At 74.2% G+C, this 25,167-nt stretch carries 14 protein-coding genes; 9 read left to right on the top strand and 5 right to left on the bottom strand.

Features of this window, described 5'->3' with window-relative positions:
* Positions 1-59: 59 nt before the first annotated feature.
* Positions 60-1,022 carry an ABC transporter substrate-binding protein gene (locus tag AB0O36_RS18940; RefSeq protein ID WP_365111379.1) on the bottom strand — a complete coding sequence of 321 codons (963 nt, stop codon included), beginning with the start codon at positions 1,020-1,022 and terminating at the stop codon, positions 60-62.
* A 525-nt stretch (positions 1,023-1,547) separates the two neighbouring features.
* Here AB0O36_RS18940 and AB0O36_RS18935 point away from each other — a divergent pair.
* Positions 1,548-2,753: an NADP-dependent malic enzyme gene (locus tag AB0O36_RS18935; protein ID WP_365111376.1), complete on the top strand. Its 1,206-nt coding sequence runs from the start codon at positions 1,548-1,550 to the stop codon at positions 2,751-2,753.
* On the opposite strand, the gene AB0O36_RS18930 is transcribed toward AB0O36_RS18935, so the two are convergent.
* The gene (locus AB0O36_RS18930; protein ID WP_365111373.1) at positions 2,654-3,280 is read right to left on the bottom strand and encodes a hypothetical protein; all 627 of its coding nucleotides are present in this window, start codon (positions 3,278-3,280) and stop codon (positions 2,654-2,656) included. The genes AB0O36_RS18935 and AB0O36_RS18930 overlap by 100 nt on opposite strands.
* A gap of 567 nt (positions 3,281-3,847) precedes the next feature.
* Positions 3,848-4,033 (bottom strand): DUF6104 family protein, encoded by a 186-nt coding sequence (locus AB0O36_RS18925; protein ID WP_010061466.1) that lies wholly within the window; start codon positions 4,031-4,033, stop codon positions 3,848-3,850.
* 200 nt (positions 4,034-4,233) lie between these two features.
* On the opposite strand from AB0O36_RS18925, the gene AB0O36_RS18920 reads away from it, so the two are divergent.
* From AB0O36_RS18920 to AB0O36_RS18885, 8 genes are all read left to right on the top strand, one after another.
* Positions 4,234-6,279, top strand: coding sequence for a trypsin-like peptidase domain-containing protein (locus AB0O36_RS18920; RefSeq protein WP_365111371.1), 2,046 nt, complete (start codon positions 4,234-4,236; stop codon positions 6,277-6,279).
* Between the two features lie 114 nt (positions 6,280-6,393).
* Positions 6,394-7,398 (top strand): MoxR family ATPase, encoded by a 1,005-nt coding sequence (locus AB0O36_RS18915; protein WP_365111368.1) that lies wholly within the window; start codon positions 6,394-6,396, stop codon positions 7,396-7,398.
* 6 nt (positions 7,399-7,404) lie between these two features.
* Positions 7,405-11,451, top strand: coding sequence for an SAV_2336 N-terminal domain-related protein (locus AB0O36_RS18910; protein WP_365111365.1), 4,047 nt, complete (start codon positions 7,405-7,407; stop codon positions 11,449-11,451).
* 95 nt (positions 11,452-11,546) lie between these two features.
* The gene (fxsA, locus tag AB0O36_RS18905; protein WP_365111362.1) at positions 11,547-11,747 is read left to right on the top strand and encodes an FxSxx-COOH cyclophane-containing RiPP peptide; all 201 of its coding nucleotides are present in this window, start codon (positions 11,547-11,549) and stop codon (positions 11,745-11,747) included.
* Positions 11,748-12,061: 314 nt separating this feature from the next.
* Positions 12,062-13,552: an FxsB family cyclophane-forming radical SAM/SPASM peptide maturase gene (locus AB0O36_RS18900; RefSeq protein ID WP_365111359.1), complete on the top strand. Its 1,491-nt coding sequence runs from the start codon at positions 12,062-12,064 to the stop codon at positions 13,550-13,552.
* Positions 13,549-14,982: an HEXXH motif domain-containing protein gene (locus AB0O36_RS18895; RefSeq protein ID WP_365111357.1), complete on the top strand. Its 1,434-nt coding sequence runs from the start codon at positions 13,549-13,551 to the stop codon at positions 14,980-14,982. The genes AB0O36_RS18900 and AB0O36_RS18895 overlap by 4 nt, the downstream gene beginning before the upstream one ends.
* A 65-nt stretch (positions 14,983-15,047) precedes the next feature.
* Positions 15,048-18,026: an FxSxx-COOH system tetratricopeptide repeat protein gene (fxsT, locus tag AB0O36_RS18890; RefSeq protein ID WP_365111354.1), complete on the top strand. Its 2,979-nt coding sequence runs from the start codon at positions 15,048-15,050 to the stop codon at positions 18,024-18,026.
* A gap of 164 nt (positions 18,027-18,190) precedes the next feature.
* A complete protein-coding gene (locus tag AB0O36_RS18885) occupies positions 18,191-19,819 on the top strand; it encodes an alpha/beta hydrolase (protein WP_365111351.1) in 1,629 nt (542 codons plus the stop codon).
* Positions 19,820-19,906: 87 nt separating this feature from the next.
* On the opposite strand, the gene AB0O36_RS18880 is transcribed toward AB0O36_RS18885, so the two are convergent.
* Entirely contained in the window at positions 19,907-23,806 is a 3,900-nt protein-coding gene (locus tag AB0O36_RS18880) for a multifunctional oxoglutarate decarboxylase/oxoglutarate dehydrogenase thiamine pyrophosphate-binding subunit/dihydrolipoyllysine-residue succinyltransferase subunit (protein WP_365111348.1), read from the bottom strand.
* Between the two features lie 259 nt (positions 23,807-24,065).
* Positions 24,066-25,148 (bottom strand): HAMP domain-containing sensor histidine kinase, encoded by a 1,083-nt coding sequence (locus AB0O36_RS18875; protein WP_365111346.1) that lies wholly within the window; start codon positions 25,146-25,148, stop codon positions 24,066-24,068.
* Positions 25,149-25,167: the final 19 nt, after the last annotated feature.

Genomic DNA, 25,167 nt, shown 5'->3' with positions numbered 1-25,167 from the left:
ACTGCCCTTCAGTGCTGCAAGAGGGGGCGGAGTGCGAGGGGAGCACTCCGCCGGGGATGTCACTGGCCGGCGTTGATCTTCGCCTCGGTCACGGCGCCGGAGCCCGCGTTCCACTTGTCCAGGGCGGCCTTGTAGGTGCCGTCCTTGACGGTGGCGTCCAGGGCTTCCTTCAGCGCGTCGCGCAGCTGGGTGTTCTTCTTGTCCACGGCGATGCCGAAGAGGCCGGCGTCGGTCGGGTTGGCGATGGCCTCGAAGTCGTTGCCGCCGCCCGCGGTCTTGGCGATGTACGCGGCGACCGGGGAGTCGTTCAGGTCGGCGACGGCGCCGCCGGCCTTCACACGGGTCTGGGCCTCGGCGTCGGTCGGGAAGGACTCGACCTTGAGCTCGCCCTTGCCGTCCTTCTTGCACTTCTCGGCCTGGTCCTTGGCGGACTGCTCGTAGGTGGTGCCACGCTGGACCGCCACCGTCTTGCCGCACAGGTCGTCGAGGGTCTTGATGCCCTGCGGGTTGCCCTTCTTCACCAGGATGCCGGTGGAGGCGGTGAAGTAGTCGACGAAGTCGACACCGTTACCGGTCTTGTTGCCCTTGTCGTCCAGGCCCTCCTGGCGGGCCTTGGTGTCCGTCAGCGAGGACATGACCAGGTCGGTGCGACCGGTCTGCATGCTGCCGATCAGGGTGTCGAAGGTGCCGGACTCGAACCGGAAGGTCACGCCCAGCTGCTTGCTCAGGGCCGCCGCGATGTCGGGGTCGACACCGACGATCTTGCTGCCCTCCTTGAACTCCATCGGCGCGTACGTCGCGTCCGTGCCGACCTTGATGACACCGGCCTTCTGGATCTTCTCGGGGAGCTTGGAGAAGAGCGGGGCGCTGCTGTTGTTGCTCTGGCCGGACGGGGTCGAGGAGCCCTTGTCGGTCTGGTCACCACAACCGGTGAGGATCAGGGCGCCGGCGACCGCGATCGCGCCGACCGCGGCGATCCGGGACCGGGCGGCGGTCGTACGACGGGTGGTGCTAGCGGTCATGAGCTGGTTCCTCCGGCAGGTGGAAAGCATCCGATGAGTAAGGCCACGCACGCACCATCGAGTGTCGCGACCTCGTGTGATTACGGCATCTTGCCATTCGGACTGACATATTCAGGCTGCCCGTCAGGTCAAAATCGGATAACGGGCGGAGGGGATCACCGGACAGGAGCGCGATCTTCCGGTGTGACGGCCGCAACATGTGCGGCGAGTGGCCTGTTCCACGGATGTTTCTACGGCTCGCCCCGGTCGAGAGGTGCACCCTCTTGGACTTTTCACCGAAATCGGGACAACAGGTTTCGATTCATACAGGAATCGACTCGTCTGGGCGAGTGTTCTTCGGGTAGAACAGATATTTACACCCCTCATCCGGGGCTCAGGGCGCGTGTGCGGCGCGCCCGCGCGTACGAACCTCCCCTTCGCGGAGACGGGCCAACCGTCGATGCGGAGCACGGACGCGGTGCCCGCCCACCCCTTAACCAGGAGTGGCCACCCTCGACATTTTCAAGACTTAAGGGGTCACACACAGTGGCAGCGGAGATCGTCAATCCTCGCTCCGACGAGGAGACGGACAACAACCCCGACGCGGTGTTCGCGCTGCACCGGGGCGGCAAGATGGCCATCCAGGCCACCGTGCCCGTGAACGACAAGGACGACCTGTCCCTGGCGTACACGCCGGGCGTGGCGAAGGTGTGCACCGCCATCGCCGAGCAGCCCGAGCTGGTGAACGAGTACACCTGGAAGTCCAACGTGGTCGCCGTCGTCACCGACGGCACGGCCGTGCTCGGACTCGGTGACATCGGTCCCGAGGCATCCCTCCCCGTGATGGAGGGCAAGGCCATCCTGTTCAAGCAGTTCGGCGGCGTGGACGCGGTCCCGATCGCGCTCGCCACCAAGGACACCGACGAGATCGTCGAGACGGTCATCCGCCTCGCGCCGTCCTTCGGCGGGGTGAACCTGGAGGACATCTCCGCCCCCCGCTGCTTCGAGATCGAGCGCCGGCTCCAGGACGCCCTGGACATCCCGATCTTCCACGACGACCAGCACGGCACCGCCATCGTGACGCTGGCCGCCCTGCGCAACGCCGCCAAGCTCACCGGCCGCACCCTCGGCGACCTGCGCGCCGTGATCGCGGGCGCCGGCGCGGCGGGCATCGCCATCGCCAAGATCCTCGTGGACGCGGGCATCGGCGACGTGTGCGTCACCGACCGCAAGGGCGTCGTGTCCGCCGACCGCACCGACCTGACGGACGTCAAGGCGGAGATCGCGGGCCTGACCAACAAGTCGGCGCTGACCGGCACGCTGGAGCAGGCCCTCGCCGGCGCCGACGTGTTCATCGGCGTCTCCGGCGGCACCGTGGCCGAGGAGGCCGTGGCCACCATGGCGGCGAACTCCTTCGTCTTCGCCATGGCCAACCCGAACCCGGAGGTCCACCCGGACGTCGCGCACAAGTACGCGGCGGTCGTGGCCACCGGCCGGTCGGACTTCCCGAACCAGATCAACAACGTCCTCGCGTTCCCGGGCATCTTCGCCGGCGCCTTCAAGGTCCAGGCGTCCCGGATCACCGAGAACATGAAGATCGCCGCCGCCGACGCCATCGCCGGCGTCGTCGCGGACGACGAGCTCAAGGCGGACTACGTGATCCCGTCGCCGTTCGACGAGCGCGTGGCCGCGGCCGTCACCGAGGCCGTCGCCGCCGCCGCCCGCGAGGACGGCGTCGCGCGCCGCCCGTAACACCCCTGCGCCGCCTGCCGGCGTACGTCTGGCACCGCCGTACGCCGTACGCGACACGGCACAGGCCCGGCCCGGAGCATTCCGGCGCCGGGCCTGTGTGCTGTCCGGGGGCCTGCTACGGGGCTGCGGGGGTGCGCCAGTCCTCCACCGGGGGGACCCTCCCAGCGGGACGGGTCCGGCACGGTGGTGAGGCCCCACATCGCGGCGCGCGGTGCGTCGATGACCGCGACGACGGCCAGCAGGCCGAGCAGGGCGCTGCCGGTCCCGTTCACGGACTCCAGGAGCACCGGGACCAGCGCGGCCGCCGCGACGGCCAACCGGAGCAGCATCCGGCCGTGCACGGCCGCCCGGAAGTACGGCCGGGACGGCACCGGCCGGGCGCGCAGCCCGGGAGCGGTGGTGCGCAGGTTGGCGCGGTCGCGCAGGTAGCGCTCGGTGGTCTCGAAGTCCGAGTGGCCCCAGAACATGTCGCCGGTATCGGCGATCACGGCCACCGGGTAGCCCATGGAGCCGGACCGCCCACCCACCGCCCGGACGAGCTGCCACCGCCGCCAGGGTCCAGAGGCCCAGCGGAATCATCGCCGGCACCACGAGCACGATGGCGAGGTCATCGGTATCGCGGTGGAGGGTCCGGAGGAAGACGACCCAGGGGAAGGCGCCGGTCAGCAGCATGCCTGCCACCAGGCCCCAGTCGACCGGGTTGCGCGGAAGCAGGGAAGGCGGCGCCTCCAGGGGGGCGGGCGAGGGGTCCGGCGGGCCGGGCGGCGGGGCCGACCGGGTCAGCAGGGCCCAGGCGGCGACGCACACCGTGGCCGCGGTCAGCGACGCCAGGACGTCCCAGCGGGCTCCGTCGGGCGGGTCGTAGGCCGCGTAGAGGGCGACGCAAACGACGGCACAGCAGAGCGAGGGGGCGCGCAGGAACTCGGTGAGCGTGTGTCTCAACGGCAGTCCAGAGGTAGACCGGTCAGGGCGGCGAGCGAAGATCACTCGACGCCCGGACCGGCCGGACGGCCCGAAGGTTGCGGCCGTCCCACCCCCTGGGACGGCGGGTGCCGGAGGGTCCGGCCACGCGTCCGCCGGCAGGTCCCCTCCTGCTACTCGTCCTCGTCGTCCTCGTCGTCGAGACGGGCCAGCCAGGTGGCCAGCCGCTCGACCGGGACCTCGAAGTCGGGGTTCAGGTCGACGAAGGTGCGGAGCTGCTCGGCGAGCCACTCGAAGGTGACCTCCTCCTCGCCGCGCCGCTTTTCCAGCTCCTCGATGCCGCGATCGGTGAAGTACAAGACAGGCTCCATGGGTCATGGGTGATTCCAGGCCAGGATAAGCGGGCTTCCGCCCGGCCCTCCCCTGCGGGCCGGGGCGGCGCTAGCCTGAACTGCTCCAACACGCGTGACGTGCGGGCCGGTTGGGGATCCGGTGGGAATCCCGCGGCATCCGGGGGAGGCCCCGGACGGTCCGGGCGGGGCCGGGGGGAGGGCAGGGCATGGGCGAAGAGCGCACGGGCGACGCCGCGCGCGCCTTCGAGCTCCTGGAGCCCCTCGTCCTGGCGGCCACCGTGCGCATCCACGCCGCTCCGGACGGGTATGCAGACCCCGGGACCCTCGCCACCTGGGGGAGCGGCTTCTTCATCGCCCCCGGCTGGGTCCTGACGTGCGCGCACGTGGTGGGCGAAGGGGGTGGTGCGCCGGTGCGGCTCACGGGCCGGGAGATCGGCATCACCTTCCCCTCGGGCGACGACGGCACCACCGGGACCGTCGCCGGCCGGGTCGAATGCGTGCTCCCCGAACCGGACGGCCGCCCCCGCCCCGCCGGCCTGTGGCCGCTGCCCGACCTCGCCCTGGTCCGGGTCCTGGCCCCGGTCTCGCACGCCTGCGTCTGGCTCTCCGACCGGCCGCGCCCCCGCTTCGAGGAGGTCGCCTACTTCGGCTGCACCGACGAAATGGGCTACCCGGAGATCACCGGCCGCACCACCACCCTCCGCGGCGTCCTGGGCCGCCAGGGCGCGCTCCGCCTCGGTGCCGAGGACGAGGTCGAGCCCGGCATGTCCGGCGGCCCGGTCGTGGACCTGGTCCGGGGCGAGGTGGTCGGCGTCGTCAAGGCCCGCCGCCAGGGCGGCGGAGGCGGACTGGCCGTGGCCGTCACCCAGCTGCGCGAGCTCCCGCAGGCCCCCCGCGGCCGCGCCGGGCTCTACCGGCGGGTCATGCAGAGCCACGACCTGCACCACTACGACCAGCACGTCAGCGACCTCAACACCCGCCGCACCTGGACCGACGTCCACGAGGAGCTGCCCGAGGGCCGCGAGTCCTTCGGCGGCCGGCAGCGGCTCACCGCGGCCGAACGCACCACCCTGTGCGGGCTGCTCGCCGAACTGCCGCCGCCCGGCTCCTCCGAAACCGTCCAGCGGCTGGTGGAGGCCGCCCGCGGCGAGGACCGCGACCCCGGCCTGAGGGCCCCGCTGACCTGGCGGGACGGCCTCGGCCTGCTCTACGACCCGCCCGGCGTGGTCAGCGAGGCCGCCGCCATGCTCCGCTACGCCACCGACGTCAGCACCGCCGACCACCGCGAGCCGCCCCCGCCCGGCGCCGACGACGAACTCTGGGACTGGGTGCGCGGCACCGCCGAACGGCTGTGGCGGCCGCTCCGCCGCGAGCTCGCCGAACGCCACGAACAGGGCCTCGCCGACCGCGAACAGCGCCGCAGGGCCGCCGCCGCCCGCTCCGTCCGCGGCCCGGCCGGCCGCGAGGCCGGACTGCTCCCGGCCGGCCCGTCCGTCCTGCTGGAGATCTGGGCGCACACCTGGGACCCGCTCCACGACTGGCGGGTGTCGGTGCTGCTGGGCCCCGAACACCTCGCCGCCGTCGACTCGGGCGTGGACGTCCGCCCCGACCGGCTGCCCGCCGCGTTACGGACCCCCCTCGCCGAGGCCTTCCGCCGCTGCGACACCCACGAGGGCCCCGCACTGCTCGAAATCGCCGTCGAGCCCGACCTCTTCGGGCTCCCCGCCGACGAATGGACGGTGACCGGCGGGGTGCCGCTGGGCGTGCAGCGGCCCGTGGTCTTCCGCTACCCGGCCGGCGCCCCGCAGCCCGCCGGGGAGCAGCTCCACCGCCGCGCCGACCGCTGGTCCAGGGCCCTGGGCGGCCCGCTCCAGGACGAGCGCGCCGACTGCTCCGGGGGCCGCGCGCGGATGCTCCCGTACGAGGCCCTCGCCGCGCTCCCCGACCAGGTGGTGCCGGTGCACTGCCGGCTCGGCGCCGTGCACGAGGTGCGCGACGCCGGGTACGGGGTGTCCGTCACCCGGCGGCCGCCACCCGGCCCGGCCGCCGGCTGCGCCCCCTTCCACCGGGGGGTGCGCGAGGAGCTCGCCGAGGCCGGCGGGGCCGGCCCGCTGCCGCTGCGGTTGCAGTCGCTGCGCGGCCGGGCGTACGGCCGGGACCCCGACGCGTACTGGGCCGCCGGGACGGCCCTGGTCTGGGAGGACCCGGACCGTCCGCTGCCCTCCGAGGAGCCCCTCCAGGGGGACCTGTGACCGCCGTGACCGCATGACCGCATGACCGCATGAACGCAGTGACCGCATGACCGCCGTGAACGAATCCGAGCCCATCGCCGTGCCACCGGTGCCGGCACCGGAAAAGGAGCGATCGTGAACGAGGAGTGGCTCATCTACCGGGGTGTCGGTGAGCCCCACGACGGCATCGGCGCCCTGCCCGACCCGCCGCCCTGGCGGGACTTCGACGGCGGCCCGGTCACCGACCCGCCGCCCGCCGCGGCCGAACCCGACAGCACCGCCGCCCGCCGGCTCGGCGCCCACCGGCACGCCGCCGAACTCCACCGGCCCGAGCCGGAGGAACTGGAGGCCATCAACGCCGCGCTCTACCTGCGCCGCCCGCTGCTGGTCACCGGCTACCCCGGCACCGGCAAGTCCACCCTCGCCCACGCCGTGGCCCACGAGCTGAAGCTCGGCCGGGTGCTCCGCTGGCCGGTGGTCTCCCGGACCGTGCTCCAGGAGGGCCTCTACCGCTACGACGCCATCGCGCGGCTGCAGGACGTACAGATCGCCGGAGGCTCCGGCGGGACCGCCCCCGGCATCGGCAAGTACATCCGGCTCGGACCGCTCGGCACCGCACTGCTGCCCGCCGCCCGGCCCCGCGTGCTGCTCATCGACGAGCTCGACAAGAGCGACATCGACCTGCCCAACGACCTGCTGAACGTGCTGGAGGAGGGCGAGTTCGCGCTCCCCGAGCTGGAACGGGTCGCCGACCGGGAACCCGAGGTCGAGGTGCTGACCGACGACGGGGACCGGGTGACCGTGCGGGACGGGCGGGTGCGCTGCCGCGCCTTCCCCTTCATCATCCTCACCAGCAACGGGGAACGGGAGTTCCCCGCGGCCCTGCTGCGCCGCTGCATCCAGCTGAAACTGGGCCAGCCCGGAGAGAAGCGGCTGGCCACCATGGTCCGCGCGCACCTCGGGGACGAGGCGGCCCGGCTCGGAGCGGAACTCATCAACGAGTTCCTCAGCCGGTCCCGCACCGAGCTCCTCGCCGCCGACCAGCTGCTCAACGCCATCTACCTCACCCACTACGCGGCGCCGCCCACCCGGGAGGACCTGGCCGACCTGCTCATCCAGCGCCTCGACCGCCCGAGGTGACGGGCCGTGACCGCCCCCGACCGCGACCCCGGGCCCGAGCCCGGCTCCGTCCCCGCCGCCGATCCCGTCCCCACCCCCGACCCCGACCGTGCCCCTGAGCCCGGCCCCGGCGCCTTCCCCGGCGCCGGCCCCGGCCCGGGTCCCGGTCCCGCCCCGGGCGGAGCCCCCGCGCCGGGGCCCGAACTGCGCGCGCTGGTCGGCGTACTGCGGTCCGGCGGGCTCGACCCCACCGCCGAGGAGCTCGCCGACGCCCTGTGGCTGGCCGCCCGCACCGGAGGAGCGGCCGGCACCGGCCCCTCGCCCGACGCGACGGAGGACCGCCCGGCCCCGCCCCCGGGCACCCCCGAGGCACGGGACCGCCACCCGGACGCCGCGCCGGCCGGTCCCGTACGCCCCTCCGCGCCGCCGGAGGACGACCCGCTGAGCCTCTACGCCCCCGGCCGCCCGGGCGCCGGCGGCGGGCCGGGCGGCCGCGCCGGGCAGCCGCCGGACGGCCCGGCGGGGCTGCCTCCGGGCACCGCGGCCGTGCCGGTACGGGTGCCCGCGGCGGCGGCGCTGCCCCGGATCCTGGACATCCAGCGGGCCCTGCGCGCCCTCCAGCGGCACCGGCCGCCCGCCCCGCCCGCCCGGCTGGTGCTGGACGAGCCGGCCACCGCCGACGCCAGTGCGCGGGCGCTCGGCCAGGTCATTCCGGTGCTGCGGCCGGAGGCGCGGCGCGAGACCACCGTCCGGCTGGTGATGGACGCCTCGCCGTCGATGGCCGTGTGGCAGGACATGTTCGACGAGCTGCGGGCGGTGTGCGAGCGGCTGGGCGCCTTCCGGGACGTGCAGACCCACTACCTGCACCGGCTGCCCGACGGCACCCCGGCGGTGGGCCGCGGCCCGTCCCCCGACACCGGGGTGCGGTCCGCCGAACAGCTCCGCGACCCCACCGGGCGCGGCATCACCATGGTGGTCTCCGACTGCACCGGGCCGCTGTGGCGGGACGGCCGGGCGCAGCGGCTGCTGCACCGGTGGGCCGAGTGCACCCCCGCGGTGGTCGTGCAGCCGTTGCCGCAGCGGCTGTGGGGGCGCACCTGGCTGCCCACCGAACGGGGCACGCTGGCCCGGGAGGAGGGCGCTCCGGGCGGGCTGCGCTTCCGGTCGGACCGTCCGGCGCCGCCCGGCCGCCCGGCATGGGGGTCCCCCGTGCCCGAGCGGGGTCGGGAGCGCGGGGGAGGCCTGACCGTGCCCGTGCTGCCGCCCAACGCGCGGGCGCTGGGGGCCTGGGCGCGGCTGGTCGCCGGGCTCGGATCCGGGCCGGTGCCGGCCGAGGTGGGCCGGGTGCTGGCCGCACACCCCGGCGCGCCGGCGCCGCCGCCGCGGGCGGCCCGGCCGCCGCGTGAGGTGGTGCGCCGGTTCCGCTCCACCGCCTCGCCGCGGGCCGTTCAGCTGGCGGTGTACCTGTCGGCGACCCCGCTGACCCTGCCGGTGATGCGGCTGGTGCAGCGGACGATGCTGCCGGACTCGGAGCCCTCGGACCTGGCGGAGGTGCTGCTCGGCGGGCTGCTGCGACGAACCTCCGACCAGTGGTACGAGTTCGTGCCGGGGGTGCAGGAGGTGCTGCTGGGGCCACTGGGGCGGGATGAGGCCGCGCTGGTGCTCAAGCACTGCTCCGAGTACGTGATCCAGCACTTCGGGCGCGGGGTGCGGAACTTCCCGGCGCTGGCGGTGGCGCAGCTGACCGGGGTGGCGGAGGCGGAGCGGGAGGACGACGGCCCGGAGGCCGCGGCGGACCCGGCCGGCCGGGTGCCCCCGGCGCGGCTGCCGCAGGCGTTCGCCCGGGTCTCCGCCAAGGTGGTGCGCCGCTACCTGCCGGTGCCGCCGCCCGAGGCCCCGGCCCGGCCCGAGGTGACCGGACCCGACCGGGAGGCCGCCGTACGGGCCGCGCGGGCGCGGCTGGCCGCCCACGACCGGGACGGCGGCCAGCGGGCCCTGCACGAGGCGGTGGCGCTGCTGCGCCGGGCGGTGGCGGCGAACCGCGCGGAGGGGCGGGGCGGCGGATCCGGGGAGGAGGCCGGGCAGGACGCCCGGCGGCACGGGACGGACCGGGCCGCCGACCGGAGGGCCGGGCGGGTGGCCGAACCGGCCGCGGAGCGTGCGGCGGAGGAGGCGGAGTACGAGCTCGCGGGCGCGCTGCTGCGGATGTGGGCGGTGCAGCGGGACCCCGAACTGCTGGCCGAGGCAGAGCGGCTGGCCCGGCGGCTGGCCGGACTCCCCGTCCCGGAGACGCCCGGCCGGGAGACCCGTGGCCGGGAGACACCGGGCCCGGCGACGGGGACGGCGACGGCGGGGATGGCGGCGACGACGGGTACGGGTACGGCGGCGGCGACGGAGCCGCCGGTGCGGGACCGGGCCAGGGTGCTCCTGGGCCGGGTGCTCTGCGAGCGGGCCGGGGTGGCGGCCGGTCCGGAGGCGGCGGAGCTGCTGACCGCCGCGGACGCGGAGTTCGAGGCGGTGGAACGGCTGCTCCCGGCCGGGGAGCTCCGGACGGACGCGGCGGTGCGCAGGGCGGAGGTCCTGGTCCGCCTCCACGGGCTGCGCGAGGACCCGGCGTACCTGCACACGGCGTACGCGGTGCTGGCCTTCCACGCGGGCGCCGACCCGGACGCGGCCCGCCCCGGGCCGGCGCTGGCGCTGGGCCGGGTGCTGCTGGCCCTGGCCGACCGGGAGCCCGAGGCCGGTCCGCGCACGGTCTGGGCCGGGCGGGCCGCGACCTGGCTGGCCGCGGGCCTGGCCGGGCTGGGCGGCGGGCCGGGCCGGGCGGCGGACCCCGCGACCGGACCGGAGGACCGACCCGGCGACGTACCCGGAGGCGGACCCGGCAGCGGACACGGCGTGGGCCCCGGCGGCGGTGCCGCGGGCGGTCCCTCCGGCGGTCCGGCGGACGGGCCGCCGGGCGGAGGCCGGGAGGCCGGCCCGGGAACGGGTCCCGGTCTGCGGCCGGAACGCGCCGCGGCCCGCGTGGCGCTCGCCGGAGCCCTGCGTCACCTGCCGGCCCGGCTGGAGGAGGCCGCCGGGCAGCTGGCGACGGCGCTGGACGAGGCGGCCGGGGACCCCGAGGCGCGGCTCGCCGCGCTGGTGTGCCTGGCCCGGGTGCACCGGGCCCGGTCCGCGCGGGACGGCGATCCGGCGGCGCTGGAGGCGGCGGGCGAGGCGTACGGGCGGGCCCGGCGGCTGATCCCGCGCGACGCGGAGGCGTACGGCGACCTGCTGCCGGAGTGGGGCGACGTGCTGCTGGAACGGGCCCGGGCGGCCGACGGGCGGCGCTTCGTGTCGGCGGCGGTCCGGGTGCTCAGGGAGAGCCGTTCCGCGGTGCCGCAGTCCGACCCCCGGGTCGGGCGCAGACTGCTGCGGCTGGCCACCGGGCTGCGCCTGCGGCACGGCTACGAGGGCGATCCGGTGGACCTGCGCGAGGCGGAGTACCTGCTCGAACTCGCCGTGCGGAACAGTCCGGAGCCGCTGGACCGGGCGCGGGCCTGGCGGGAGCACGGGGACGTCCAGCGGGAGCTGCACGCCCACACCCGGGCGGCGGACCGGCTGGACCTGGCCGCCGACTCCTACCGGCGTGCCTGGAGGGCCGCCCTGGAGGCCGACCGGGCCGACCGCGGGGACACCGCGGCCCGGCTCGCGGCGCGGGTGCAGGAGTTGCGCGGGGAGGTGCTGGAGCTGCTGGGCCGGCCCCGGGCCGCGCTGGACGCGTACCGGGCGGCGCTGGAGCTGTGGCAGCGGATCGGGGCGGACCGCGCCGACGGGGACGGCCGGGGCGACCGGGCGGACGGGTCGGACGGGCCGAACGGGACCGCCGATTCGGACAGCGCCGACGGGACGCACGGGACGCGCGGGATGGGTGGGATGGGTGGGACCGACAGGGCGGACGGAACGCACAGGATGGCTGGGACGCGCAGTACGGGTGGGACGGACGAGACGAACGAGGCGGACGAGACGGACGGGGGTGACGCGGCACGCCGGGAGGCGGTCCGCGCCCGGATCCGGGCACTGGAGAGCCGGTGAGACCCCCCGTTTCCCCGCCCCGGGCCGCGGGAAAGGGCACTGGACCGCGCACTGGACCGCACTGCAGAACGACACACATGGGGGATCCGATCAGGATGGTGACCGACAGTCAGTACACCGCAGACGGCGTGGCAGCCCGCCGGTGCCCCGGCGAACTGCCGGACCTGTCCGGCTTCGACCTGGCCGCGCTCCGCGGCATCGACCACCCCGTCCTCGCCGAGGTGATCGAGAGCATGGTGGAGCGCGTCACCCACCCCGCGGAGATCCTCAACGCCTTCGACTCCGGAGTCGTATGACCGGACCGACCGGCGGACCGGCCGGGACCAGCGGACCGGCCGGGACCAGCGGACCGGCCGGGACCACCGGACCGGGCGGGACCACCGGACCGGGCGGGACCACCGGACCGGGCGGGCACCGGGCGGAGCGCCGGGCCGACCACCGGACCTTGCCCCGCCCGCCGTCGTCCGGCGGCCACCGGTTGACCACTTTCCGCCGTTAGCCGCGCGCGCGGGAAGGGCAGGGATGGGCAATCCGCCGGGGCCGGCGCAGGGGGAGGCAGCCGGGGGCGGGGGCACGGCCCGGCGGCAGCCGGGCGAGAGAGGAGCAGCCGATGAGGCACACGACCGCGCGGCCCTCCGTGCTGCCCGCACACCGCCGCCACGCACCCTGGCCGTACCGGCGGCTGGACGTCCCGGCCCTGCGGGCCGCCGGGCACCGCCCGCACCCGGTGCGGCAGTTCGTGCTCAAGACCCGGAGCCGCTGCAACCTCGCCTGTACGTACTGCTACGTCTACGAGATGGCCGACCAGAGCTGGCGGGACCGCCCGCCCGCCATGGCCCCGGCCACCGTGCGGCTCGCCGCCCGCCGCATCGCCGAGCACGCCACCGCCCACGAACTGCCCCGGGTGGACCTGGTCCTGCACGGTGGGGAACCCCTCCTCGCCCCCGTCCCGGAACTCACCGCGCCGGTGGAAGAGATACGCGCCGAACTGGCCCGGCGTTCGCCCCGGACCCGGGTGACGGCCGGCGTCCAGACCAACGCCACCCTGCTGACCCCGAGCCGCCTCGACGCGCTGGCCGCCGCCGGCATCCGGGTCGGCGTCAGCCTCGACGGCGGCCTGCCCGCGCACAACGCCCGCCGCGTGGACCACGCCGGACGGCCCGGATTCGCCGCCGCCGCCCGCGGCCTGCGGCTGCTGGCCCGCCGCCCCGAGAGCTACGCCGGCCTGCTCTGCGTGGTCGACCCCGAGCAGGACCCGGTGGAGACGTACGAATCCCTGCTCGCCTTCGCCCCGCCCGCGATCGGGCTGCTGCTGCCGCTGGCCAACTGGAGCACCCCGCCGCCCGGTTCCGCCCCCGGCACCACCCCGTACGCGGACTGGCTGATCGCCGTCTTCGAACGCTGGTGGCACGACGGGGTCCGGCGCACCGGCATCCGGCTGTTCGAGGAGGTCATCGCCCTGCTGCTGGGCCTGCCCGCCGCCACCGAATCCCTGGGCCTGACCCCGGCGGCCACCGCCGTGATCGAGACGGACGGCGCACTGGAACAGGCCGACTCCCTCAAATCCGCCTACGAGGACGCCGCCGCGACCGGACTCCACCTGGCCCGGGACAGCTTCGACGACCTCCTCGACCACCCCGGGATGGCCGCCCGCCAGCTCGGCCGGGCCGCGCTCCCGGCCGGCTGCCGCTCCTGCGAACTCGTGGCGGTCTGCGGCGGCGGCCACTACCCCCACCGCTACCGCGAGGGCCACGGCTTCCGCCAGCCGTCGGTCTACTGCGCGGACCTCCAGCGCCTGATCCGCCACATCGCCGGCGCCCTCCACAGCGCTGCCACGGCCGGCCCCGCCGGACGTCCCACCGGGCCGGCCCCGCACGGCCGGAGCGCTCCGCCCGGACCGGCCGCCCCGCCCCCGGGCGTCCGCGTCCGTGTCCCCGACCCCGCGGCCCCGCACCCCGCCGGGCCCGGCGCCAGGGCTTCGGGGCCGGTCCCGGATCCCGCGGCCACTGCCGGGCCGGGCCGGTGCGCATCGGCATTCGCACCGCGGCCGGATGCGGAGCTGCGGAACACCGCCGGGCACGACCGGGAGGCGACCTCATGACGGCCGACGAGACCATGCGGGGCCGGATCCGGTCCGGGCCTGCCCTGCCCGGGCAGCGGGCGCCCGGAGTGCCGGGCCCGCCCGGCCCTGCACCCGGAGCCGGCCCGGCCCGCGGTGTCGGCAGCGCTCCGGGCGCCGGCACCGCCCCCGGCGCCGACGGGGCCGCCGCCCCCGGAGGCCCCGCGGGGCGGGCCGTGCCGGGCGGGTTCCGGGTGTCCGCCCGCACCCTGCGGGCCCTCGCCTCCACCGAGCCCTCCCCGGAGGGCACCGCACTGGTCCGGGACGTGCGCTGGTCCAAGCGGCTGGTGCTGCTCCGGGCCGTGCTCGACGCCGCACCGGGCGGGGAGGCCGGGGCGCACTGGGAGCTGCTGGAAGCCGCCGAACGGCAGGACCCCGGAGCCGTCCGAGACGTGCTGCTCTACCCCTCCACCGGGGTCTGGGCGGAGGAGGCCCTGCGCCGGCTGCACGCCCCCGCCGGCCCGCCCGCCGACCTCGCCCACCTCGGGTCCCTCGCCGCCGCGGCCGCCCTGCGGGCCCGCATCCCCTTCGAGCTCACCCTGCGCCCCGTCCAGGGCCGCATCGCCCTGCCCACCCTCGGCCTGCTGCGCCCGCACCGGCTCGGCCCGGTCCCCCTCTCCGAGGACACCTGGGACCCCGACCACCCCGCCGTACTGCCGCTGCACACCCTGCCCGGCGGCCGTACCGCCCTCGACGACCTCGACCCGTACCGGGCCGCCCCCGGCCGGCCCGGCCCCGTACGCCCCGCCCGCCGCCTCACCCCCAAGGGGCACAAGCGGTGGGACACCCAGTGGACCGGCGCCCTCACCCTGCTGGAGCGCTACGACACCGCCCGGGCCCGCGAGATCGCCGCCCTGCTGCGCTCCGTCGTGCCGCTGGCCGGCGGCACCCGCTCGGCCGGCGCCACCCTCCCGGCCGCCGCCGGCTCCGTCCTCGCCCGCGGCCAGGCCCCGCCGGCCCTCGCCGCGACCCTGGTGCACGAGACCCAGCACGGCAAGCTCGGTGCCCTCACCGACGTCCTGCCGCTGCACACCGCCGACGCGACCGCCCGCCACTGGGCCCCCTGGCGCACCGACCCGCGCCCGCTGGAAGGGCTCCTGCACGGCGCGTACGCCCATCTGGCCCTGGCCTGCTACTGGCAGCGCGCCGCCCTCTACGGCGCCCGCGCCGCCTGGGCCTGCCACGCCCGCTGCCGGGCCCAGGTGGCCGCGGTCCTCCCCGTCCTCCGGCGCGAGACCCAACTCACCCGGGCCGGGGTGGAGTTCGTGGCGGGCATGGCCGAGGCCGAACGGGCCATGGACGAGCTTCCGCCGCCCGCCGACCAGCACGCCACCGCCCGCCGCGCCCTCGAACAGGAACGCCGCGCCTGGTGCGCGGCCCACCCCGAACTCGCCGCCTCCGCACGAGGTTGAGCGACTGTGACCTGCGCTACATTGCTGTTCCCGTCCACACCCCGGACCCGAGGGAGGCGGCCCCAATGACCCTCGCCGTGCAGGCCCAGCGCTTCGTCATCAGCTTCGCCGGGTTCAACCGCCCCTGGGCCGTGTGGATCGCCCACCGGCTGGAGGAACACGGCCACCGCGTCACCCTCCAGCGCTGGGACCCGCAGCGCGACCCCGGGATCGCCGAGGCCCTCGACGACCTCACCCGGGCCGCCGGAAAGATCGTCCTCGTGCTCAGCGAGCGCTACTTCTCCGCCGGCACCCACACCGAGGACGAGTGGAACGCCGCCCTCCGCGCGGTGACCGAGGCCCACCCCGACCGGTTCGCCGCGGTCTGCCTGACCGACGCCACGCTGCCCACCGCCGTGGCCGCGCTGGAGAAGACCGACCTGTGGGGCCTGGACGCGTACGAGGCGGAGTACCGGGTGCTGCGCCGGCTGGAGCTGCCCACCGACCGGGTCGGCGCCGAGAGCGGCCGCCGGGGCCCCCGCTTCCCCAACGACCCGCCCGAGGTGTGGGGCCGGGTGCCGCGCCGCAACCCCCGCTTCACCGGCCGCAACGACGTCATCGGCGCCCTGCGGGAAGCCCTCGCCGAAGCCCCGCCCGGCGCCTCCGTGGTGACCCTGCTCGGCCTGTCCGGCGTGGGCAAGACGCAGATCGCCACCGAGTACGCGTACCGGTTCGCCTCCGAGTACGACGTGGTGTGGTGGGTGCCCGCCGAGGACCGGCCCACCCTCCGCGAGCGGCTCGCCGACCTGGCCCCCGAGCTCGGCCTGCCGCGCGGTGCCGGAAGCTACGGCGAGCAGATCCGGGCCGTGCTCGAAGCGCTGCGCCGCGGCAACCCCTACAGCCGCTGGCTGATGGTCTTCGACGGCTGCGACAACCCCGACGACCTGGCCGACCTGCTGCCCGCCGGCGCCGGAGACGTGATCATCACCTCCCGGAACCACGAGTGGGCCTCCCGCCGCACCCACCTCGTGCAAGTGCCGCTCTACGCCCGGCCCGAGTCGATCACCTTCATCCGCCGCCGCGCCCTGCGGCTCACCGCCGGCGAGGCCGACCAGCTCGCCGAGGCCCTGGAGGACTACCCCCTCGCCCTCGACCAGACCGCGGGCTGGCTCGCCGACTCCCCGCTCACCGTCAGCGACTACCTGAACCTGCTCCAGCGCCGCCTGGACTCCCGGGAGGCGGTCACCGTCTCCGAGGACTACCCGCTGCCCTTCCCCACCGCGCTGGCGATACTCCTCAACAACGTCCGGGAGAACTTCCCCGACGCCCTCGCCCTGCTCCGGCTGTTCGTGTTCTTCGCCCCCGGCCGGGTGCCGCTGCGGCTGCTCCGCGAGTTCCCCCTCGACGACGTCCCCGAACAGCTGGCCGGGCTGATCAACGACCAGGTCCGGTGGAACGCCGCCCTCAACAAGCTGGTGCAGTTCTCCGTGGTCCGGCTGGAGTACTCCGACCTGGCCGTCGAGGAGGGCGGCGGCGGCACCGAGACCGTCCAGCTGCACCGGATGGTGCACGGCATCGTCCGGGAGAACCTCGGCGAGGAGGAGGCGGACGCGCTCTCCCGCGCCGTCCGCCAGGTGCTGGCCGCCGCCGACCCCGGCCGGCCCACCGACTCCCGGCTCTGGCCCCGCTACGCCGAACTCATCCCGCACCTGGAGCCGTCGGGGGTCCTCACCAGCTCCAACCCGCGGATCCAGAACTTCCTGCTGCGCTGCCTGCGCTACCTGATCCTGGCCGGCGAGTACCGGACCTGCCTGCGGCTGGCCGAGCAGACCGACACCGCCTGGCGGGCCATGCTCGGCGAACGGCACGACCAGGTGAGGGAACTCAGCTACCACTACGGCGGCGCGCTGCGCATGCTCGGCCACTTCCGCCGGGCCGAGGTGCTCAGCAAGGCCATCGCCGACCGGCTCCGCGCCGAGCGCGGCGACCGCGACCTGGAAACCCTGCGCGCCATCAGCACGTACGCCGCCGTCCTGCTGAACACCGCCAAGTTCGAACAGGCCAGGGAACTCCTGGAGCACTGCTTCGTCGCCTACCGGGAACTGCTCGGCGAGGACGACTCCATGACCCTCAACGCCGAGAACAACGTCGCCGTGGTGCTCCGGCTGCTCGGCCGCTACCAGGAGTCCTACGAGGCCGACCTCGACACCCTGCGCCGCCGCGAGCGGGTGCTCCGCGTCCGGCACATCGCGACCCTCTCCAGCGGCATCGGCTGCGCGATGGGCCTGCGCCTGATGGGCCGCTACCGGGAGGCCCTGGCCCGCCAGGAACAGGGCCTCAAGCTCAACGCCGCCGTCCTGGGCACCAACCACCCGCAGACCCTCCGCGCCGAACACAACCTCGGCCAGTGCCTGCGCCGCTCCGGCGACATCCCGGGCGCCGGCGCCCGGCTGCGCAGCGTCTGGGAGCGCTCCACCCGGGTGCACGGGGCGGAGTTCCCCTGGACCCTGATGGTCGCCTCCGACTACGCCACCTACCTGCGCGAGTACGGCGACATCGAGGAGGCCCGCCGGATCTCCGAGGAAGTGGTCCGCGGCTACCAGACCCAGCTCGGCCTCGCCCACCCGTACAGCATCGGCACCGTCGGCAACCTCGGCCTCGTGCTGCGCGCCCAGGGCGAACGCGAGGCCGCCCTCAGCCTCTGCGAACAGGCCCTCGTCGGCATGCGCGGCGCCCTCGGCGACCGGCACCCCTGGACCCTGGGCTGCGCCGTCAACGCGGCCGGCTGCCGCAACATCACCGACCGCTTCGCCGACGCGCTGGACCTCAGCCGGGACACCCTGCGGACCGCGGAACGCGTCCTCGGCACCGACCACCCCATGACCCTCACCGCGCAGATCGCCCTCGCCGCCGACCTCCGCTCCACGGGCCGGATGGAGGAGGCCGCCAAGCACGAGGACGCCGGCCTCAAGTCCCTCGCCCGGACCCTGGGCCCGCAGCACGTCCACACCGTGTCGGCCCGCCAGCGCGTGCGCCCGTACTGGGACTTCGAACCCCAGCCGTAGACCGCACCGGAGGGGGAGCGGATGCGCGGCGTTTCGGCCACTTGTCCGGAACCTGGCTCATACGCAAGGCGCACAAAGGCCCGGCCTTCGGGATGATTCGCCACGCCCGCGCGTGCAACAGGGTGAACGGGTAAGCGACTTCGCCCAACCCAAGGACGGTCCTGTTGCGCAGGAAATCCCTCGCACCGCTGCTCGCCGCCGCCGGTCTCATGGCCACCACCGTGCCCCTGCTCACCGCGACCCAGGCCACTGCCGCGGGCGCGGACGCCGCGTACCTGAAGCAGAAGCCGAACTGGCAGCGCTGCGCGGCCGACCAGCCGGCCGCGTACGAGTGCGCGACCCTGAAGGTGCCGCTCGACTACCGGCGCCCCGAGGGCCGGAAGATCGACCTCGCGATATCCCGGATCAAGAGCACCGACCCCGGCAAGCGGCACGGCATCCTGCTGTCCAACCCGGGCGGCCCGGGCGGCTCCGGCCTCGACATGCCGCTGATGATGAACCAGCTCATGCCCAAGGACGTGCGCGAGCGGTACGACCTCATCGGCTTCGACCCGCGCGGCGTCGGCAGGAGTAACCCCATCACCTGCGGTCTCACCGCAGCCGAAGAGAACTTCGACCGCGCCTACCGGCCCGGGACCTACGCCGCCGACATCGCCTGGGCGCGCACCGTCGCCGACAAGTGCCGGGAGAAGTCCGGCGACGTCCTCCGCCACATCACCACCCGCAACACCGCCCGCGACATGGACACCGTCCGCGCCGTCCTGGGCGAGAAGAAGACCTCATTCGTCGGCTACTCCTACGGCACCTACCTCGGCGCGGTCTACTCGCAGATGTTCCCGCAGCGCACCGACCGCTTCGTGCTGGACAGCGCGGTCGACCCGCAGCGCGCCTGGCGCGGCATGATCCAGGTGTGGGCCACCGAGGCCGAACCCGCCTTCAAGCGCTGGACGGGATGGGCGGCGGAGCGCAACGGCGCGTACGGGCTCGGCACCACCCCGGACGCGGTGTCGAAGACCTTCTGGGGCCTGGTGGCCCAGGCCGACAAGAAGCCGATCGACTTCTTCGGCACCAAGCTCAAGGGCGACGACATCCGGGCCGGCCGGGCGATCTTCTTCTACCCGCAGCAGGCCTCGGACATCGTCAAGCAGCTCAAGGCCGCGGCCGAGGGCAAGCCGCTGCCGAAGAACCGGGCCACGGCCGACGACCTGAGGAAGCTGCTGCCCGGCACGCTCCTCGCCGACGCGTACGCCGGCCCGGCCCGCGGCGCGGAGCCCGGGGCGCCGGCGGACAACGGCAGCGCGGTCTTCTGGGCCGTGGTCTGCGGGGACACCGCCGCCTGGCCCCGCTACACCGAGCAGTACGCCCGGGACGCGGCGGCGGACAAGAAGAAGTACCCGCTGTACGGGGACATGGCCTCCAACATCAAACCGTGCGCCTTCTGGGACCGGCCCGCCGAGGCGGCCACCCCGATGAACAAGCAGGCGAACGTGCTGACCGTGCAGAACGAATGGGACTCGCAGACCCCGCTGGTCAGCGGCCAGGGCATGCACCGCGCCCTGAAGGGCTCCCGGATGGTCCTCGCGGCCGGCGGCGAGGGACACGCCGTGTACCTCTTCGACCCGCGCTCCTGCGTCAACGCCCCGGTGAACGACTACCTGTCCACGGGCCGGCTCCCGGCCAAGGACCTGACCTGCAAGAACCCGCCCGCCGACGCCTCGCGCCGGGTGGCCCCCAGCCCGTCGGGGTCCGGATCCCCGGCGGTGCCGTTCCCGAACGGCACCCCGCGCTTCTGACCCGACCGCCCGGGTCCGCACAGCCGGAAGGCCCGGCCCCCGCTCTGCGGGGCCGGGCCTTCCGGTACGCCGTGGCTTCCGGGGCGGTTACGCCTCGAAGACCTCGTTGACCAGCTGCGCCTGCTCGGCCTGGTGGCGCTTGGCCGAACCGACCGCCGGGGACGAGCCGTGCGGGCGGGAGATCCGGCGCAGGCGCTCGCCCGCCGGGACGTCCGCGCCGACCGCCAGGTCCAGGTGGTCGATCAGGTTCAGCGCGATGAACGGCCACGCACCCTGGTTCGCCGGCTCCTCCTGCGCCCAGATGTACTTCGCCGCGTTCGGGAACTTCGCGATCTCGGCCTGGAGCTCGGCACCCGGCAGCGGGTACAGGCGCTCGATGCGGATGATCGCGGTGTCCGTGATGCCGCGCTTCTGCCGCTCGGCCTCCAGGTCGTAGTAGACCTTGCCGGCGCAGAAGACGACCTTGCGGACCGCGTTCGGGTCGACCGTGCTGTCGCCGATCACCGGACGGAACGAGCCGGTGGTGAACTCCTCCGCCTTCGACGCCGCCGCCTTCAGACGCAGCATCGACTTCGGGGTGAAGACGATCAGCGGCTTGTGGTGCGGGTTGTGGACCTGCCAGCGCAGCAGGTGGAAGTAGTTCGACGGCAGGGTCGGCATGGCCACCGTCATGTTGTTCTGCGCGCACAGCTGCAGGAACCGCTCGGGGCGGGCGGAGCTGTGGTCCGGGCCCTGGCCCTCGTAGCCGTGCGGCAGCAGCAGGGTGACGCCGGAGGTCTGGCCCCACTTCTGCTCGGCCGAGGAGATGAACTCGTCGACGACGGTCTGCGCGCCGTTGACGAAGTCACCGAACTGGGCCTCCCAGAGCACCAGCGCGTCCGGGCGGGCCAGCGAGTAGCCGTACTCGAAGCCCATGGCCGCGTACTCGGAGAGCAGCGAGTCGTAGACGTTGAACCGGGCCTGGTCCTCGGACAGGTACAGCAGCGGGGTGTAGTCCTCGCCGGTCTCCCGGTCGATGAGCACCGCGTGCCGCTGGCCGAAGGTGCCGCGGCGGGAGTCCTGGCCGGACAGCCGGACCGGGGTCCCCTCCATCAGCAGCGATCCAAAAGCCAGGGTCTCGCCCATGCCCCAGTCGATGGTGCCGTCGTCGATCATCGCCGCGCGGCGCTGCAGCTGCGGCAGCAGGCGCGGGTGGACGGTGACGCCCTCGGGGACGCTGACCTGGGACTCGGCGATCCGCTTGACCACCTCGAAGGAGACGGCCGTGGGAACCGCGGTCGGGAACTCGGCCTGCGCGACCGGCACCGGGGCGCCCGCGATCGGCTGCGAGGCGGCCTCGCGGACCTCCGCGAAGACCTTCTCCAGCTGGCCCTGGAAGTCCTGCAGGGCCTGCTCGGCCTCTTCCAGGGTGATGTCGCCGCGACCGATGAGGGACTCGGTGTACAGCTTGCGCACCGAGCGCTTCTTGTCGATCAGGTCGTACATCAGCGGCTGGGTGAACGCCGGGTTGTCCGACTCGTTGTGACCGCGGCGGCGGTAGCAGATGAGGTCGATGACCACGTCCTTGTTGAACGCCTGGCGGAACTCGAAGGCGAGCCGCGCGACGCGGACCACGGCCTCCGGGTCGTCACCGTTCACGTGGAAGATCGGCGCCTCGATCATGCGGGCCACGTCGGTCGCGTACATCGAGGAACGCGAGGACTCCGGGGCGGCGGTGAAGCCGACCTGGTTGTTGATGACCACGTGCACGGTGCCGCCGGTGCGGTAGCCGCGCAGCTGCGACATGTTCAGCGTCTCGGCGACGACGCCCTGGCCGGCGAAGGCCGCGTCGCCGTGGAGGGCGAGGGGGAGGACGGTGAAGTCCGTGCCGCCCTTGTTGATGACGTCCTGCTTGGCGCGGGCGACACCCTCCAGGACCGGGTCGACCGCTTCCAGGTGGGAGGGGTTGGCGACCAGCGAGACCTTGATCTGCTCGCCGTCCAGGCCGGTGAAGGTGCCCTCGGCGCCCAGGTGGTACTTCACGTCGCCGGAGCCGTGCATCGACTTCGGGTCGAGGTTGCCCTCGAACTCGCGGAAGATCTGCGCGTAGGACTTGCCGACGATGTTCGCCAGGACGTTCAGGCGGCCGCGGTGGGCCATGCCGATGACGACCTCTTCGAGGCGGGCCTCGGCCGCGGAGTCGATGACCGCGTCGAGCAGCGGGATGACCGACTCGCCGCCCTCCAGGGAGAAGCGCTTCTGGCCGACGTACTTCGTCTGCAGGAAGGTCTCGAAGGCCTCGGCCGCGTTCAGGCGGCGCAGGATGCGCAGCTGCTCCTCGCGCTCCGGCTTGGAGTGCGCGCGCTCGATGCGGTCCTGGATCCAGCGGCGCTGCTTGGGGTCCTGGATGTGCATGAACTCGACGCCGGTGGTGCGGCAGTACGAGTCGCGCAGCACGCCGAGGATGTCGCGGAGCTTCATCATCGACTTGCCGGCGAAGCCGCCGACCGCGAACTCGCGCTCCAGGTCCCACAGGGTGAGGCCGTGCTCGGTGATGTCCAGGTCGGGGTGCTTGCGCTGCTTGTACTCCAGCGGGTCGGTGTCGGCCATGACGTGGCCGCGGACCCGGTAGGAGTGGATCAGCTCGAAGACGCGGGCGGCCTTGGTGACGTCGTCGTCGTGCGAGGCGTCGATGTCGCGGTTCCAGCGGACCGGCTCGTACGGGATCCGCAGCGCCTCGAAGACGTCGTCGTAGAAGCCGTTCTCGCCGAGCAGGAGGTTGGCGACGATGCGCAGGAACTCGCCGGAGGCCGCGCCCTGGATGACCCGGTGGTCGTAGGTCGAGGTCAGGGTCATGACCTTGGAGATGCCCAGCTTGTTCAGGGTGTCCTGGGAGGTGCCCTGGAACTCGGCCGGGTAGTCCATGGAGCCGACGCCCATGATGACGGACTGACCGGGCATCAGGCGGGGCACGGAGTGGACGGTGCCCAGGCCGCCGGGGTTGGTCAGCGAGACGGTGACGCCGGTGAAGTCGTCCATCGTCAGCTTGCCGACGCGGGCGCGGCGGACGATGTCCTCGTACGCCTGCCAGAACTCGAAGAAGTTGAGGGTCTCGGCCTTCTTGATGCCGGCGACGACGAGCTGGCGGTCGCCGTTCGGCTTCACCAGGTCGATGGCCAGACCGAAGTTGACGTGGTCGGGCTTGACCAGGGTGGGCTTGCCGTCCTTCTCCGCGAAGGAGTAATTCATCGACGGCATGGCCTTGATGGCCTGCACCATCGCGTAGCCGATGAGGTGGGTGAAGGAGATCTTCCCGCCCCGGGCTCGCTTGAGGTGGTTGTTGATGACGATTCGGTTGTCGAACAGCAGCTTCACCGGGACGGCGCGGACCGAGGTGGCCGTCGGCACGTCGAGGGAGGCGTTCATGTTCTTCGCCACGGCGGCGGCCGGGCCGCGGAGCGTCACCAGCTCGGGGCCCGAAGGGGCCTCGGTGGCGGGCGCGGCCTTGGGAGCGGCGGCAGCAGGGGCGGGGACCTGAGCGACCGGGGCCGGTGCGGCGGCCGGGGTCTGGGAGGTGACAGTCACAGCAGGGGCACCAGAGGGGGTGGCAGGAGCAGGGGCAGGAGCTGACACGGGTGCGGCGGGCTGCGCGGCGCCGGCCGCCCCCGTGGCGGCTGCGTCGGCGGCCCGTGCGGCCGGGGCGGGAGCGGCGGCGGCCGGAACGGCCGGGGTCGCGGGTGCGGTCGCGGTGACGGTGGTGGCGGCCTGTGCGGAGGCGCCGTCCGTCGTCGTGGAACGCTCCGCCTTCACCGGAGAGGCAGCGCCACCCGGCTTGTAGTCGGCGAAGAAGTCCCACCAGGCCCGGTCGACCGAGTTCGGGTCCTGGAGGTACTGCTGATAGATCTCGTCGACGAGCCACTCGTTGGCTCCGAAGCCCGAGGCAGGGGTCTTCCCGCCTTCTGCTGCTTCGGTCGTGGTGGTCGGGTTACTGGGGGACTGTGGCGACACGGCGGCAACCGCCCTCTTCCGCTTCACAAGGTATGGACAGCGGGAATAAAGGCTACGCCTCCCGGGCGGTCAGATGCAGGCCGGGCGAGACTTACGTCGCGCAGGTCACATCGAACGGCGGGTTTCGAGGGCCGGAATGGCGGGAAACAAGCGTGGTTCGGGTAGGCGACAGCCAGGTTGCGACCCCCTGGCTTCGCACCCCTGACGCATCCCCGGCACATGTGGCCGAGATCATCTCTGTCCCACCTCGAACCCTACGTCAACCGGAGGGTTTCGGACTCCCCGGAAGCGTGACCAGGAACCGGCAGCCCCGCGAGGATTCGGCCACCCCGATGTGACCGCCGTGCAGCTCCACCGCCCACCGGGCGATCGCCAGGCCGAGCCCGGTGCCTCCGTCGCCGCTGCCGGGCAGGCCGGCGCTGCCCCGGTTGAACCGCTCGAAGACCCGGTGCCGCTGCCCCTCCGGGATGCCCGGACCCTCGTCGATCACTTCCAGGGTGAGGCTGCCGGAGGCGTCGCCGCCGCGGGCGCGGACGGTGACCCGGCCGTGCTGCGGGCTGTGCTTGACCGCGTTGTCGATCAGATTGGCCACCACCTGGTGGAGCCGTTCCGCGTCCGCGACGGCGGTCAGGTCCGGCGGGTACACGTCCAGGTGCAGGTGGACGTCCTTGCGGGTGTGCCGGCCGGAGCCGGAGGCCAGCATGGCCCGCTGCCCGGCGGCCAGCCCGGCCTCCTTGAGCACTCCCGACAGGTACGGCCACACCTCGAAGCGGCGGGCCTTGAGCGGCACCACACCGTTGTCCACCCGGGACAGGTCCAGCAGGGTCTCCACCAGCCGGCCCAGCCGCTCGGTCTGCTTCAGCGCGGTCCGCATGGTCTCGGGGTCGGCGGCCGAGACCCCGTCGACCACGTTCTCCAGCACCGCGCGCAGCGCGGCGATCGGGGTGCGGAGCTCGTGGGACACGTTGGCGACCAGTTCCTTGCGGTGCCGGTCCACCGCCTCCAGGTCGTCCGCCATCACGTTGATGGTGGCGGCCAGGTCGCCCAGCTCGTCGCGGCGGTCGGCGCCGCGGACCCGCCGGGTGAAATCGCCCTGGGATATCGCTCGGGCGACGGTGGTCATGTTGTCCAGCGGCGCGGTCAGGCCGTGCGCCACGAACTGGGTGATCAGCATCGAGGCGATCACCGAGAAGACCGTGATGAACCTGACCTCGGTCTTGGTGCGCAGCGCCACCATCAGCAGGCCGGTGGTGATGAACACGGAGACGACGACCAGCATGCCGAGCTTGGTCTTGATCGAGAACGGCGAGAACGGCCGCAGCCCCGGCCCGGGACGGGCCATCCGGGCGGCCCGGGCCCTC

The sequence above is a fragment of the Streptomyces sp. NPDC089799 genome (assembly GCF_040684755.1).
Lineage (GTDB): Bacteria > Actinomycetota > Actinomycetes > Streptomycetales > Streptomycetaceae > Streptomyces.
This window is presented reverse-complemented; position numbering and strand designations above follow the sequence as displayed.

Coding starts and splice junctions, on each gene's coding strand:
- AB0O36_RS18875 (WP_365111346.1), bottom strand. CDS start 25,148: ATGGCCCGTCCCGGGCCGGGGCTGCGGCCGTTCTCGCCGTTCTCGATC.
- fxsA (WP_365111362.1), top strand. CDS start 11,547: ATGGTGACCGACAGTCAGTACACCGCAGACGGCGTGGCAGCCCGCCGG.
- fxsT (WP_365111354.1), top strand. CDS start 15,048: ATGACCCTCGCCGTGCAGGCCCAGCGCTTCGTCATCAGCTTCGCCGGG.
- AB0O36_RS18920 (WP_365111371.1), top strand. CDS start 4,234: ATGGGCGAAGAGCGCACGGGCGACGCCGCGCGCGCCTTCGAGCTCCTG.
- AB0O36_RS18895 (WP_365111357.1), top strand. CDS start 13,549: ATGACGGCCGACGAGACCATGCGGGGCCGGATCCGGTCCGGGCCTGCC.
- AB0O36_RS18900 (WP_365111359.1), top strand. CDS start 12,062: ATGAGGCACACGACCGCGCGGCCCTCCGTGCTGCCCGCACACCGCCGC.
- AB0O36_RS18940 (WP_365111379.1), bottom strand. CDS start 1,022: ATGACCGCTAGCACCACCCGTCGTACGACCGCCGCCCGGTCCCGGATC.